11 protein-coding genes and 1 pseudogene are annotated in these 14548 nt (G+C 70.9%); 3 read left to right on the forward strand and 9 right to left on the reverse strand.

Features of this window, described 5'->3' with window-relative positions; genetic code table 11:
• From AOK17_RS41115 to AOK17_RS41125, 3 genes and pseudogenes are all read right to left on the reverse strand, one after another.
• Positions 1–2997, reverse strand: a pseudogene (locus AOK17_RS41115) (ATP-binding protein); the annotation flags it as partial.
• A 110-nt stretch (positions 2998–3107) separates the two neighbouring features.
• Complete coding sequence (locus tag AOK17_RS41120) at positions 3108–3530, reverse strand: ACT domain-containing protein (RefSeq protein WP_055617752.1); 423 nt, start codon at positions 3528–3530, stop codon at positions 3108–3110.
• Positions 3531–3539: 9 nt separating this feature from the next.
• Positions 3540–4133, reverse strand: coding sequence for a CGNR zinc finger domain-containing protein (locus AOK17_RS41125; protein ID WP_055617753.1), 594 nt, complete (start codon positions 4131–4133; stop codon positions 3540–3542).
• A gap of 88 nt (positions 4134–4221) precedes the next feature.
• Between AOK17_RS41125 and AOK17_RS41130 the strand changes: the two genes are divergently transcribed.
• A complete protein-coding gene (locus AOK17_RS41130; RefSeq protein ID WP_107102635.1) occupies positions 4222–4881 on the forward strand; it encodes a pyridoxine/pyridoxamine 5'-phosphate oxidase in 660 nt (219 codons plus the stop codon).
• Between the two features lie 207 nt (positions 4882–5088).
• Here the strand turns inward: AOK17_RS41130 and AOK17_RS41135 are convergent, their stop codons facing one another.
• The 5 genes from AOK17_RS41135 to AOK17_RS41155 all read right to left on the reverse strand — a co-directional run bounded on the left by AOK17_RS41135 (position 5089) and on the right by AOK17_RS41155 (position 9513).
• Positions 5089–5331, reverse strand: a complete 243-nt coding sequence (locus AOK17_RS41135) for a DUF397 domain-containing protein (protein ID WP_055617755.1) — start codon at positions 5329–5331, stop codon at positions 5089–5091.
• Between the two features lie 83 nt (positions 5332–5414).
• Complete coding sequence (locus AOK17_RS41140; protein ID WP_055617756.1) at positions 5415–6581, reverse strand: thiolase domain-containing protein; 1167 nt, start codon at positions 6579–6581, stop codon at positions 5415–5417.
• Positions 6578–7642, reverse strand: coding sequence for a thiolase domain-containing protein (locus AOK17_RS41145; RefSeq protein ID WP_055617757.1), 1065 nt, complete (start codon positions 7640–7642; stop codon positions 6578–6580). The genes AOK17_RS41140 and AOK17_RS41145 overlap by 4 nt, the downstream gene beginning before the upstream one ends.
• A complete protein-coding gene (locus AOK17_RS41150; protein ID WP_055617758.1) occupies positions 7643–8584 on the reverse strand; it encodes a Zn-ribbon domain-containing OB-fold protein in 942 nt (313 codons plus the stop codon).
• A 128-nt stretch (positions 8585–8712) separates the two neighbouring features.
• On the reverse strand, positions 8713–9513 hold the full coding sequence (locus AOK17_RS41155) for a crotonase/enoyl-CoA hydratase family protein (RefSeq protein ID WP_055617759.1): 801 nt from the start codon (positions 9511–9513) through the stop codon (positions 8713–8715).
• A gap of 187 nt (positions 9514–9700) precedes the next feature.
• On the opposite strand from AOK17_RS41155, the gene AOK17_RS41160 reads away from it, so the two are divergent.
• On the forward strand, positions 9701–11320 hold the full coding sequence (locus AOK17_RS41160; RefSeq protein WP_055617760.1) for an acyl-CoA synthetase: 1620 nt from the start codon (positions 9701–9703) through the stop codon (positions 11318–11320).
• A 187-nt stretch (positions 11321–11507) separates the two neighbouring features.
• A complete protein-coding gene (gene paaK / locus AOK17_RS41165) occupies positions 11508–12803 on the forward strand; it encodes a phenylacetate--CoA ligase PaaK (RefSeq protein WP_055617761.1) in 1296 nt (431 codons plus the stop codon).
• A 72-nt stretch (positions 12804–12875) separates the two neighbouring features.
• Here paaK and AOK17_RS41170 read toward each other — a convergent pair.
• On the reverse strand, positions 12876–14548 hold a 1673-nt coding region (locus AOK17_RS41170), incomplete at its 5' end, for a hypothetical protein (protein ID WP_055617762.1).

Below are 14548 nucleotides of genomic sequence, written 5' to 3' on the forward strand. Positions count from 1 at the left end.
CAGCCCCGCCCGATCCGTCCCCACCTTGCGGTATACCGCCGACAGCAGCCGCACCACCGCCGGCTCCTCGGTGTGCAGCTCCTCGGCGATACCGGCCAGGGTGCGACCGCGCACGGTGAGTGCCGCGGCCGCGCGTTCGCGGGCGGTGAGCGTGTCCGTCTCGGTGCTGTGGAGACGGCGCGGCCGCAACCCGGCGGCGGCCAGTTCGTCGCGCGCGGCTTCCACCAGCCCGTCGGCGCCGCACTGCACCGCCGCCTCCAGCCCCCGGTAGAGGTGCTCGGCGGCTTCCTTCGGGCGGCCCGTGCGCCGCAGCTCCGTGCCGAGGGAGACAAGGGCGCAGGCCAGTTCGTACGCCGCCGGCGAGCGTTCCAGATGGCCGACGGACTCTTCGAGGAGTTTCACCCGGGTCGAGCCCGAGGAGACGTCGGCCGCGGCACGCAGTGCCTGGCCGATCGCCGACGGCGCACCGAACAGCCGGGCCCGGCCCACGGCCTCGAACGCCGTGGTCACCGCCCGCTCCGGTGCATCGTGGCTCTCCGCACGGGCGAGGTGCAGCTGCCAGGGGCACCAGGACGGATTCCGCATGCCGCGTGGGTCGAGGCGGCGCCCGGCGGCGGCGAGTTCGACGGCCGCGTCCTTCGTCAGCCCCCTGGCCAGCAGCAGCTCGCCGTACACGGTCTGGGCGTCGGGGAAGACGACGGCGGCAGGGAAGGGCTCCCCGAAGGCGTACTCCTCGGCGGTCCGGGTGGCCTCGGTGATCCGGCCGCGGGCGAGCAGGATCTCGATGAGGGTGCCGACGGCGTACCAGTGGGCGGGCGTGCCGGGCCCGACGCGTTCGGCGAGCCGGAGGCCCGCGCGTACGAAGTCCTCGGCCTCGGTGAGACGGCCGCGGCGGAAGCGCAGGTACCCGAGGAGGGTGTAGCCGAAGGACAGGTGGGCCCCGTGCCAGCCCTGCCGTTCGAAGTCGGCGATCCCGGCGGCGAAGAGTTCCTCGGTGCGTCCCGGCCGGTCCGCGTACATGAAGGTGAGGGCGACAAGGACGGGTACCTCGAAGCCGCGGTCCGCCTCGGCCCAGCCGAAGCCGCCGGCGAGGGCGCGTTCGGCATGGTGGATCGCGATGTGGGCGGGTTCGCCGCGCAGGGTGGCGTCCCAGGCGCGCAGGCCGATGACATAGCGCTCGGTGAGGTCGCGGCCGGTCAGCCGGTCGGCGAGCCGGGCGAGGCGGCGGGAGCGGGCCGGTGAGTCGGGCTCGTCGGCCCGGAAGGCGTCCCACATGAACTGCTCGGACTGCATGCGCAGCCGTACGCGGGCGTCGCCGGTCACCTTGATCTCGCGGGAGAGGGCGTCGGAGGCCTCGGCGAGGCGGTCGCTGTGGGCGAGTACCTGGGAGAGCCGGTAGACGATGTTGTGCCGCAGCTCGGTGTCAGCGATGGGTTCTTCGAGTGCGGCCCGCAGGTGGTTGACGGTGGTCGCGGGTTCGGTGAGCAGGGAGGCGCTGCCGAGCTCGTACAGCACGGCGGCCCGTTCCCCGGCGGGTGGGGGTTCGCGCAGCGCGCGGGCGAGGTGGCGGCGGGCCGCGTCCGGGGCTCCGGCGCGCAAGGTCTCGCGGGCAGCGGCGCGCAGCTGCTGGACGACCCAGACGTCGCCGTCGGGGTGGGTCTCCATGAGGTGCCGGGCAGCGGCGGCGGAGCCGAGGCCGGCGTCGACGACGCATCAGGCGGCCTGGCCGTGCAGGGCCACCCGTACGCCCCGGGGAATGGCCCGGTAGACGGCGGTGGCGATGAGCGGGTGGACGAATTCCAGGGTGTCGGCGCCGGTGAGGATACGGGCGCCGCGCAGGGCGTCCGCCGCGTCGGCGGCCTCCTCCGAGCCGAGGCCCGCCACGGCCGCGGCCAGCGCCGGAGGGATCTCGGTGCCGAGGACGGCGCAGGCCCAGGCGAAGCGGACGGTGGAGGTGCCGAGGCGTTCGAGGCGGGTGACGAGTCCGCTGCCCTTGACCGCGGCGGCCAGGTCGCGCAGCAGATGTGCCCCGGCCTCGGTGGGGGTCAGACCCCGGTCGCGTACCTTCGCGGTGAGTTCGACGGCCTCGAACGGGTTGCCCGCGGTCACGGCCCAGCATTCGCGACAGAACGCGTCGTCCGCCTGTGTGCCGAGGGATTCGCGCACCAGATGGGCGACGGCGACCGCGCTGAGCGGTTCCAGGTCGAGGGGGCGCCCGCCTGCGCGGCCGGGCAGGCCCCTGAACGGCTCTGCGTGGTCCGGGAGTTCGTCGGGACGGTAGGCGACGACGAGCAGCAGCGGCAGTTCCTCGGCGCGGGGTGCGAACGCGGCGAGCCACTGAAGTGACTCGGCGTCGGCCCAGTGCGCGTCGTCGAGGACGAGCACCATCGGCGCGCGCCGGACCGCGAGGTGCGTGAGCACCCAGTCCAGGCCGTCGCGCAGGCCCTGCTGGTCGGGCGGTGCACCCTCGGCGGGGGCGCACAGGCCGAGTGCGGGGCCGACGATGGCGTACCAACTGCCCAGCGAAGCACGGAGTTCGGCCTCCGGGATACCCGCGAGCTGGGGCTGCAGAAGCTGGCGTGCGACGTGGAAGGCGACGCGCTGCTCCTGGTCGCCGCCGCGCGCGGACAGCACCGTGCAGCCTTTGGCGGTGGCGCGACGGCGTACTTCGGCGAGAAGGGTGGTCTTGCCGATTCCGGCGCGTCCGGCGAAGGCGAGCAGCCCGCCGCGGGGCCGGTCGTACGGTTCGGTGACGTCCCGAGCCGGGCCGATGCCCCCCTGACGATGACTGGCGCCGTTCCGACGAGAGTCGGTGACATCTCGACGAGAGTCGGTGACGTCTCGACGAGGACCGGTGTCACCTCGTTGACCGTCCGAACGGGTGCGTCCGCCGTCCGTTCCCAGCCCGGTGACCTCGTCCAACGCCTCGTCCACAGCCGCGAGTTCACTCTCGCGCTCGAAGAGCGTCCTTCTGCTCCGCATGCCGCGCTGACCCATGCCGCACCCCCTGCCACGGTGGCGCGACCGGCGCGGGGAGACGATGCGCTCCGTGACCTACAGGCACCTCAGCGTACGCCCGGAGCCAGTGGCGTGGACCCGTTCGGCCGTTACTGACCGGAGCGTTCGGCCAGCTGTTCCAGCAGGGCGACGGCCTCGGCGGCACGCTCGTGCGGCACGAAGAGGTGATCGTGGTGGAAGCCCGCGACGACGTTGCAGCTCAGGCCCGCTTCGGCCAGTGCCTGCGCGACGGCGGCGGTGAGGCCGACGGCATCCAGCGCGGAGTGGATGCGCAGGGTGATCCAGCCGGCCACGAAGTCGTACGTCAGACGCGCGGCGTCGGCGTCCTCCTGCTGGACGACGAGGGTGAGGCCCTCGTCCTCGACGACGGTGACGACCGGTGAGAGTCCTGGTGGCGCAGTGGTCCCTGGGACGGTGGTGAAGACGAACCGGCCGGGGTGCAGGGCGGGTGCCATACCGCTCAGCAGTCGACCGAGATCACGTTCCGCGCTCTTGCCGCCAGGACCGCCCATACGCGAAGGCTATGCCGTTTTCTTGTGTCGTTCGTGGTGGCGGGCGACACGGGCGCGGTTGCCGCACGAGGGCTTGCACCATTCCTGACGGGGGTGGTCCTTGAGGAAGTAGCGCACACAGCGCGGCGCGTGGCAGGCGCGCAGCCGCTGCCGGTCGGGGCTCGCGAGGAAGGCGATGGCCGCGCGGGCGAGGGTCGCGGTGAGCTCGGCGTCGCCGTGCGCGGGTTCCTGGCGTAGGACGGGGTCGGCGCCCTCCGTCCACGACAGGACGGGGACGGTCGGGGTCAGGGCCGCGCGGGTGTTGAGCCGCTCGACGGCGTCCCGTACGGGCATGAGCCGGGCGGCGTCGGCCGGGCTCGGCTCACCGGGGAGCACTGCGCGGGCGAACAGGGCACGCACGGCGGCGCGCACATCCCGTACCGCGGCCAGATCTGTGTCGTCGGCCTCGAACCCGTGGGCGCCGGTCTCCGGACGCTCACGCACCCAGGCGGAGAGGCCCTCCGCGGTGGCGAGGTCGTCGGCGACTCCACCGTGGCCGTCGTGGCGGATGGTGAGGGCGAGATCCAGGGCGAGGCGGGCGTCCGCGCCGATCGGGGCGTTCATGGGCTAATGATACGGTCAATCTCATCCATTAGCGCACGCGCGCACCCGTAGGCGCCCGGGCGCACCTATGAGCGCCCGAGCGGGGAGTATGCCGGTGGAGGATCTGCGTCAACTGCTGCGTGGCCTGGAGGTGTTCGCGGGCGAGCTGCCCGTGTTCGACCCGTCCGGGGCCCCGGAGACACCGGCGGAGCTTTTCGCCGAGTGGCTGCTCGCCGCCGTGGACGCCGGGGTGCGCGAGCCGCACGCCATGACCGTCTCCACGGCCGGTGCCGACGGGAATCCCACGGCGCGGACCCTGATCCTCAAGGGGCTCGGTCCTGACGGCTGGCGGTTCGCGTCGGACAGCGGCAGCGTCAAGGCCCGAAACCTGGCGGAGCGGCCCTACGCGGCGCTCACCTTCTACTGGTCGCCGCTCGCACGGCAGATCCGGGTACGTGGACCGGTCGCGCCGGAGAGTCCCGAGGACAGTGCGGCCGATTTCCTGGCGCGGAGTGCCGGTGCTCGCGCGGAGGCACTGCTCGGCCGTCAGTCGGGGCCCCTCGCGGACCTCGCCGAGCGCGACACCGCGGTGAAGGAGTCGCTGGCCCGGCTGGAGGCCGAGCCGGATCTCGTGGCGCCCGGCTGGACGCTGCACTCGGTGCGCCCCGAGTCCGTCGAGTTCTGGCAGGGCGACAAGGAGCGACGGCACACGCGGCTGGTGTACGTGCGGTCCGGGGAGGGCTGGGACAAGCAGTTGCTGTGGCCCTGAAGGAGACGGCCGCCGCACAGCCGTGACGAGACGGCGGCAGGCGTACGGCCCTGACCGGGCCGACTGCCCGCGAAAGGCCCGTCGGCGACCTCGGTTTCCCGGGACCGGCCTCGCTCAGGCCCCGCCCCGGGAAACGGCCGAAGATCGCGTGGCCCGGACAGGGGAAGAAAACGCCCCTCTCCTCGGGTCAGGCTCCCCCACGTCCTCTCACGTGAGGTCGAACTCCCCTTCCCGCGCCCCCGACACGAACGCGCCCCATTCCGCGGGCGTGAAGATCAAGGAGGGGCTTTCCGGGCGGCCACTGTTGCGCATCGCGATGAAGCCTTCGACAAAGGCGATCTGGACATCCCCCTGTCCGCGGCTGCTGGAATGCCAGTCGGCGCTGCTGAGGTCAAGCTCCGGCTTGTCCCAGCCCGCGAGCGGGTGCTGCTGGATGGTGCTCTCGGCCACGTCCGTGCTCCTCCCGGTTCGTCGTCCGCGGCCAGCCTAGCTTTCGGTCGATGCCCCGCACAGGCCACGTGAGGGGGACACCGTCACGAGGTGGGCGGCGTGGCTCCGACCAGCCACATCGAGAAGAACTGGGACCCGCCGCCGTAGGCGTGTCCGAGGACCCGGCGGGCACCGTCGACCTGGTGCTCCCCGGCCTGTCCACGCACCTGAAGTGCGGCTTCCGCGAACCGGATCATTCCGGAGGCCCCGATCGGGTTGGTGGAGAGCACCCCGCCCGACATGTTCACCGGCAGGTCCCCGTCGAGTTCCGTGACCCCGGATTCGGTGAGTTTCCACCCCTCGCCCTCCGCGGCGAAGCCCAGGTTCTCCAGCCACATGGGCTCGTACCAGGAGAACGGGACGTACATTTCCACCGCGTCGATCTCGCGGCGGGGGTCGGCGATACCGGCCTGCCGGTACACGTCGGCCGCGCAGTCCTTGCCGGCCTGCGGCGAGACGAAGTCCTTCCCCGCGAAGAGAGTCGGCTCGCTGCGCATCGCGCCGCCGTGCATCCAGGCTGGCGGACGCGGCGAACGGGCCGCTCCCGCACGGTCGGTGAGGATCATGGCGCAGGCGCCGTCGGAGGACGGGCAGGTCTCCGAGTAGCGGATCGGGTCCCAGAGCATGGGCGAGGCCTGGACCTTCTCCAGGGTGATGTCGTGCTCGTGGAGATGCGCGTAGGGGTTCTTGAGCGCGTTGCGGCGGTCCTTGTACGCGACGAGCGAGCCGACCCCGTCGGGGGCACCGGTCCGTCGCATGTAGGCGCGCACGTGCGGGGCGAAGAAGCCGCCCGCGCCGGCGAGCAGGGGCTGCTGGAAGGGGATAGGCAGGGACAGGCCCCACATGGCGTTCGACTCGGACTGCTTCTCGTAGGCGAGGGTCAGTACGGTGCCGTGGACGCGGCCCGCGACGAGGTTCGACGCGACGAGCGCGGTGGATCCGCCGACCGAGCCCGCGGTGTGGACGCGCAGCATCGGCTTGCCCACCGCGCCGAGGGCGTCGGCGAGGTAGAGCTCGGGCATCATGACGCCCTCGAAGAAGTCGGGCGCCTTGCCGATGACGACGGCGTCGATGTCCGCCCACGTCAACTCGGCGTCCGCGAGCGCGCGTTGGGCGGCCTCGCGGACAAGTCCCGCGATCGACACGTCCCTTCGGGCCGCGACGTGCTTGGTCTGGCCGATCCCGACGACGGCCACGGGCTCCTTGCTCATCGCGGGTCTCCCTCCAGTACGGCGACCAGGTTCTGTTGCAGACACGGACCCGAAGTGGCGTGCGCCAGCGCCCGGTCGGAGTCGCCGCGCTGGATCCGGGCGGCTGCCTCGCCGATGCGGATGAGTCCCGCGGCCATGATGGGGTTGGCGGCGAGCGGTCCCCCGGACGGGTTGACGTCGACGCTGTCGTCCAGCCGCAGGGCCTTGCGCAGCACCACCTCCTGCGAGGTGAACGGGGCGTGCAACTCGGCGGTGTCGACGGGCCGTTCGAAGGCTCCGGCCCGTTCCGCCGCCAGTCGCGAGGACGGCGAGTCGGTCAGGTCCCGCACCCCGAGACCGTGTGCCTCGATGCGGTGGTCGATGCCCCGGATCCAGGCGGGCCGCTCGCACAGGTCACGGGCCCGCTCCCCCGCGGCGAGGATCACCGCGGCGGCCCCGTCGCCGATGGGCGGGCAGTCGCCGGTACGCAGGGGACGTACGGCGTAGTCGCCCCGCGGCACCGAACCCCTCAGCTGGGCATGGGAGTTGTCGGCGGCCGAGGCGCGGCTGCGGGTGGCGACGGCGGCCAGCGCGGGCTCGTCCGTGTCACCCGCGTCGATGAGCGCCTGCGCCTGCAGGGCGGCCAGGGCTATGGAGTCCGGCCACAGGGGCGCCACGTAGTAGGGGTCGAGTTGCCGCGTCAGCACGTCCCTCACCGACCCGGGGGACGACTTGCCGTACGCGTACACGAGCGCGGTGTCGGCCTCGCCGGTGAGGAGCTTCGTCCAGGCCTCGTACAGCGCCCACGCCCCGTCCATCTCCACGTGCGACTCGGAGATCGGCGGCCAGGCGCCGACGCCGTCGAGTGCCATGGTGAAGGAGAAGGCACGGCCCGCCAGATAGTCGGTGGAGCCCGAGCAGGTGAAGCCGATGTCACTGGTCTTCAGCCCGGTCTGTGCCAGCACCTCGTGCAGGACGGGCATGAGCATCTCCACCTCGGAGAGCTCGTCGGAGGTGCGCAGATGGTCGGTCTGGGCGAAGGCGACGACGGCGATGTCCCTCAGCGGCCTCGGCGCGGACATCTACACCAGCTCCTTGTACGTGTCGTAGTCCGCGTCGGGTTCGCCGGTTGGCCGGTAGTGGTCGGGGAAGCGGCCCCCGTCCGTCCACACCGGCTCGACGCGCAGGCCCATGCGCACCTGGTCGTAGGGGATGCCGCCGATGCGTCCGTGCAGGGCGAGGTCGGCGCCGTCCAGGGCGATGTGCCCGTAGACGTAGGGCACTTCGATGTCGAGGTTCTTCGCCTTGATGTTGACGATGCAGTACGTGGTGAGTGTGCCGCGCGGCCCCACCTCGACCTGTTCCGATGTGGCCACACCACAGGTGGGGCACGCACCCCTCGGCGGGACGTACACCTTGCGGCAGGACGGGCAGCGCTCGCCGACGGCCCGCCGGTCGGAGAGCGCGTTGATGTAGCCGGACTGGGCGCGGCCGGGCGAGTAGGTGTAGTCGAGGCGGGCGGGTGCGACGATGCCGGTCACCATGTCCTCGAACCGGCCGTCGCTGCCGGTGAGTTCGGCGCTGTCACCGTCGTACGGTTCGAAGCAGGCGATGTCCGTGATGGCCCCCGACCGCTCCTCGGCCCACCGGACCCGGACGCGCATCCCGGTGCGTACGGCGTCGGGGCCCGGGGCGTCGAGCGCGTGCAGCAGGCCGGTGTCGGCCCCGTCCAGTTTCACCAGGACCCAGGCGAACGGCGTGTCCAGCGGCTGGCCCCGGCGGGGTTCGTGGTTCCAGGCCCACGTGGTGACGGTCCCGGTGGACGCGACCTCGACCAGCTCACCGAGATCTTCGGAGGTGACGGGGTCGTACTCCACGGGCGGCACCAGGGTCCGCCCGTCCCGGGTCTTCACCCCGAGCACGACCCGCTCCCGCAGCCCGGTGAGAAACGCGCTCTGGACGGGCCCGAGGGAACGAGTGAAGGGAAATTCGACAACCAGGGGTGCTTTGAGGACTTCGGGCACGGGGTCTCCTCACGGAACAGGGGGCTGCGCCCCGAAAGGGGCGCGGGGCTGTACTTGATCTGCGGCTCCGCCGCGGGGCGCGACCGGCCACAACGAGCCCGCGGCTGCGAACCGGCCGCACGCGGATGTCACTCCCGCCGATACACCGGTGACCGCTTCTCCGCGAAGGCGCGCGCCCCCTCCTTCGCGTCGGCCGTATCGAAGATCGGCCACCCCCGCTTCAGCTCGGCCGCGAGCCCGTCCCCCTCGCTCATCTCGGCGGTCTCGTACACGGACGCCTTGACGGCCTCGACGGCGAGCGGACCGCAGTCGTTGATCTGCCCGGCGATCGCGAGGGCCTTCTCCAGCGCCGTCCCGTCGGGGACGACATGCCCGATCAGACCGATGCCGGCGGCCTCCCGCGCGGAGTACGCGCGGCCGGTGAGCAGCATCTCCAGCGCGTGCGTCCGCGGAATCTGCCGCTGGAGGCGGACCGTCGAGCCACCGATCGGGAACAGTCCGCGCTTCACCTCGAAGAGCCCGAACGTGGCGGACTCCCCCGCGACCCGGATGTCGGTCCCCTGGAGGATCTCGGTACCGCCGGCCACACAGTAGCCCTCGACCGCGGCGATCACGGGTTTGCGGGGCCGGTGGTGCCGCAGCATCGCCTTCCAGTGCAGATCGGGGTCGGCCTTGAGGCGGTCCCGGTACTGCTGGCCCTCCATCCCCTTGCCCGCGAGGGCCTTGAGGTCCATGCCCGCGCAGAACGCGCCGCCCGCGCCGGTGAGGATGATCGAGCGGATGGCGTCGTCCGCGTCGGCCTCGACCCAGCCGTCGTACAGGCCGACCAGCATCGGAAGCGAGAGCGCGTTCTTGGCCTCGGGCCTGTTGAGCGTGAGCACCAGTGTGGCGCCTTCGCGCTGCACGGTGAGGTGTTCCGTCCCACCCATTGCCGTCCTCCCGTCTCAGGAACGAGAACAGGTTGCAGGAGTGGAGGGGCCAGTTCAAGGGTTTTCTGACAGTCAGTCAGATTTCTTCTGCGCGGCCCCTTCACAGTTGTGGCGGGCTTTGCTCTGATGACCGGCGAAGCGATGACGCACGTCCATTCGTCGAGGCTTGCCGGGGTCAGGAGGAGCGGTGGAGTACAACCTTGCCGACCTGTTCGAGTCGGTCGTCGACGTGGTCCCCGACCGCGAGGCGCTCGTCTACATCGACCACCCCGGTACGGGTGCGGAGCGCCGGCTCACGTATGCGGAGCTGGACGCGGCGGCCAACCGCGTCGCCCACCACCTGATCGACAGCGGCATACGCCCCGGTGAGCATCTCGGGCTGCACCTCTACAACGGCATCGAGTACCTCCAGACCGTCCTCGGCTGCCTCAAGGCCCGGGTCGTGCCGGTCAACGTCAACTACCGCTACGTGGAGGAGGAGTTGGTCTACCTCTACCGAGACGCGGATCTGGCAGCACTGGTCTTCGACACGGAGTTCACCGAACGGGTCGCGGCGGCCCTGCCACGCGCCACGGCGCTGCGCCATCTCGTACGGGTCGGCGCCCCCGCCCCTGACGCACCGGCGCTGCCGGCGGTGGACTTCGCCGGCATCGAGGCCTCCGGATCGTCCGAGCGCGGCTTCCCGCCCCGCTCCCCCGACGACCAGTTCATCATCTACACCGGCGGCACGACCGGGATGCCCAAGGGTGTGATGTGGCGTCAGGAGGACCTGTTCTTCTCGGGGTTGGGCGGCGGAGCCCCGACCGGCGAGCCGGTGAAGACGCCTGAGGAGCTCGCGGAGCGGGTCGCGGCCGGCGGCGAGGGGATCACCTTCTTCCCCACGCCTCCGCTGATGCACGGCACCTCGACCCTGACCGCCTTCATCGGCTTCAACTTCGGCCAACGCATCGTGATCCACCGCAAGTTCGCGCCCGAGGAGGTGCTGCGGACCATCGAGAAGGAGAAGGTCACCAGCATGTCGCTGGTCGGTGACGCGATGCTGCGGCCCCTCATCGACGCGCTGAACGGGCCCATGAAGGGCACCGACACCTCCTCCATGTTCAGCGTCTCCTCCTCCGGCGCGATCATGTCCGAGACGGTGCGCGCGCAGTTCCAGGCGCTCTTTCCGAACGTCATGCTGCTCAACAACTTCGGTTCCTCCGAGTCCGGCTTCAACGGCACGGCGACGGAGGACTCGGGTCCCGACCGCGGGTTCCGGATCCGCGTCAACTCCCGTACGCAGGTGGTGGATCCGGCGACCTACGAGCCGGTCCCCGTCGGCGAGGTGGGCCGCGTCGCCCAGCGCGGCCATGTGCCCCTCGGCTACTACAACGACCCCAAGAAGACCGCCGAGACCTTCTTCGAGAAGGACGGCGCACGCTGGGTACTGCTCGGCGACATGGCGACCGTCGACGGGGAAGGGGTCGTCACCGTCCTCGGGCGCGGTTCGCAGTGCATCAACACCGGTGGCGAGAAGGTGTATCCGGAGGAGGTCGAGCAGGCACTCAAGTCGCATCCCGACGTGTACGACGCGCTGGTCGCCGGGGTGCCCGACGCAAAGTGGGGCAATCACGTGGCGGCCGTGGTCCAGCTGCGCACAGGCGCCGGGCTGCCGTCCCTGGACGACATCCAGACCCACTGCCGCACCCATCTCGCGGGCTACAAGATCCCGCGCCAGCTGGTGATCACGGACTCCATCCAACGCTCCCCGAGCGGCAAGGCCGACTACCGGTGGGCACGCTCGGTCGCGGCGGAGGCCGCCCACTAGACCGCACTCCTGGAACACGGCGCGCGGACCCCACCCCCTTGGAGTGCGGCGCGCGGACCCTACCTCTTTCCTGTGTGGCCGCCCCCATTGTCTTGACGACCGCCCGTACCCCTGAATTACTGATCCAGAGCAGAGCGACCGAATGATCGGTCGCCCGTAATGGATCGTTTGGTGAGGGAGCGGCCCCATGGCGGATTCGACGGACCTGCTGGACGAGGGCGAGCGGCTCGACGCGGAGGGGCTGCGCGCGCTCCAGCTGGAGCGGCTGAGGGCCTCGCTGCGGCACGCCTACGAGAACGTGCCCTTCTACCGGGACTCCTTCGACAAGGCGGGGCTCCGGCCCGAGGACTGCCACTCGCTCGCCGATCTGGCCCGCTTCCCCTTCACCACGAAGGCGGACCTGCGCGAGAACTATCCGTACGGGATGTTCGCCGTGCCGCAGGACCGTATCCGCCGCATCCACGCGTCGAGCGGTACCACCGGGCGCCCCACGGTCGTCGGCTACACCGAGAACGACCTTTCCATGTGGTCCGACATGGTGGCCCGCTCGCTCCGCGCGGCCGGTGCCCGGCCCGGTGACACGGTGCATGTGGCGTACGGCTACGGGCTGTTCACCGGTGGGCTCGGCGCCCACTACGGAGCCGAGCGGCTCGGTTGTACGGTCATTCCGGCGTCCGGCGGAATGACCGCCCGCCAGGTGCAGCTGATCCAGGATCTGAAGCCCGGGATCATCATGGTGACGCCTTCCTACATGCTGACTCTCCTCGACGAGTTCGAGCGGCAGGGCGTGGATCCGCGGGGCACCTCGCTCCGGGTGGGTGTCTTCGGCGCCGAGCCCTGGACCGAGGAGATGCGCCGGGAGATCGAGGAGCGCTTCGCGATCGACGCGGTCGACATATACGGGCTGTCGGAGGTGATCGGCCCGGGAGTCGCCCAGGAGTGCGTCGAGACGAAGGACGGACTGCACATCTGGGAGGACCACTTCTACCCGGAGATCGTCGACCCGTTCACCGGCAAGCTGCTGCCGGACGGCGAGGAGGGCGAGCTGGTCTTCACCTCGCTCACGAAGGAAGCCATGCCCGTGATCCGCTACCGGACCCGGGACCTCACACGGCTGCTGCCCGGCACGGCCCGGAACTTCCGCCGGATGCAGAAGATCACCGGGCGCAGTGACGACATGGTGATCCTGCGCGGCGTGAACCTCTTCCCCACCCAGATCGAGGAGATCGTCCTGCGCACGCCGGGCGTCGCCCCGCACTTCCAGCTGCGGCTGACCCGCGACGGCCGTCTCGACGCGCTCACCGTGCGCGCCGAGGCCCGGGCGGGCGCCACGCCCGAGATCCGCGACGAGGCCGCGCGCTCCATCACGGCGGCCGTGAAGGACGGCATCGGCGTCTCGGTCACCGTCGAGATCGTCGAACCGGAGTCGCTGGAGCGGTCGGTGGGGAAGATCAAGCGGATCATGGACCTGCGCCCGCGCTAGGCCTGCCGCCCGTACCGGCACTGGCACAGGCCCCGCGCTCCGGGGCCAGTGCCAGTGCCGAGGGCAACGGCCCTACCGCTTGGCGGGCGTCGAACCGTACGCGGTCAGGAAGCGGTCACGGAACGAGTCCATCCGCCACACCGGTGCGGACTTGTCGGGCTTGATGCCGTCCGTCCAGCCCCAGTCGTCGATCTTGTCGAGCACGGACTTGTCGTGGGCGACGATCGAGACGGGCACGTCCCGGCTGGCGTTGCTGCCGCTGACGCTGGCCAGCGGCTGGTGGTCGCCGAGGAAGACGAGGACGGTGTTCTTGCTGCCGTACTTCACCACGTAGTCGATGAGGGAGTTCACCGAGTACTGGATGGACTTGCCGTACTCCTCCTTGACCTTCTTGGAGTCGTAGAACACGTCCGCGGGGTCCTTGCCCGCCTTCTCGATGCCCTCGTAGACCGAGCCGTCGCCGACCTGGTCCCAGGGGATCATCTTGGGGATCGGCGCCCAGGGCTGGTGGCTGGAGGTGAGGATGATCTCCGACATCAGCGGCTTGTCGCGCTTCTTGCCGTGCTCAAGGCGTTCGAAGGCGCTCAGGGCGTACTGGTCGGGCATGGTCGACCAGCTGAACTTCGGGCCCTCGTAGCCGAGTTCGCGGGAGTCGTAGACGTTGTCGAGGCCGTAGAACTTGCCCTCGGGCCAGTTCTTCTGGATGCCCGGCATGACGCCCACGGTCCGCCAGGCGCCGGTGCGCTTGAAGGCGCCCGTGAGGGTCAGGTGTTCGCCCGCGGTGACGGTGCGGTAGCGGTTCTGGTTGTTGATCCACAGGCCCGACAGGAAGGTCGAGTGACCGAGCCAGCTGCTGCCGCCGTACGTCGCCGAGGTGAGCCAGCCGCTCTTGGCGGAGTAACCGGCCTTGGTCAGTGCCTCGTTCTTGGCCGTGAGCGTCGCGTCGACGCCCGCGGCGGTGGCCTCGTCCTCGATCGCGCTGCGGCCGTAGCTCTCGATGAAGGCGATCATGACGTCCTTGCCACGCAGATCGGTGAGCAGCTGGTCGCCCGGGGTGCCGCCGAAGGCGTCCTTCTTGGCCTCCTTGGCGAACGCCGCCTCGTCCTTGAGGGTCGCCTGCACGCGGTTCACGCGGTCCTCGACGCGGGCGACCGTGGTCCTGGCGGCGATACCCGGGCCGGACAGCTGCAGGCCGAGCGCCGCGCAGGTGACCCAGGCGGTCCCGACGACCAGGGTGGCGCGGCTGGCCGCGTCGCGGTTGCGGGTCATGACGTTGCTCACCCGGAGCACCGCCAGGGTCATCAGGACCAGCACGATGATGACGAGGGCCAGGACCGCGATCACGGCGCCGATCGCGCCGCCGTTGCCCATCGTGTCCTTGAGGTACGACTGCGCGTCGTCGAACAGGACCCAGTCGAGGACCACGTTGAATCCACGGCCGAGGAACATGTTGAAGCCGACGTCCAGGAGGTTCAGGACGGTCAGCACACCGAGAGACGCACCGGCCAGGATCGCCACCGTTATCCGTGGCCTGCGTGGCAGGACGATGAGGACGGCGGCGCCGAGGACCGCCTCCACCGGGATACGCAGGAACACGCCGGGCGTGAACTTGGGGGCGGAGGTCGGCATGAGAAGCGCGAAGCAGATGAGCAGGAGGGACAGGCCCGTGACGGTCCAGCCCACGTTGCGCGCGGCGACGGGGTGCCGGTCCCGCCACTTGCGGGGGGCGGCGGGCTCGTCCGGGG

It is taken from the genome of Streptomyces phaeochromogenes, from assembly GCF_001418655.1.
In the GTDB taxonomy this organism is placed as follows: domain Bacteria; phylum Actinomycetota; class Actinomycetes; order Streptomycetales; family Streptomycetaceae; genus Streptomyces; species Streptomyces phaeochromogenes.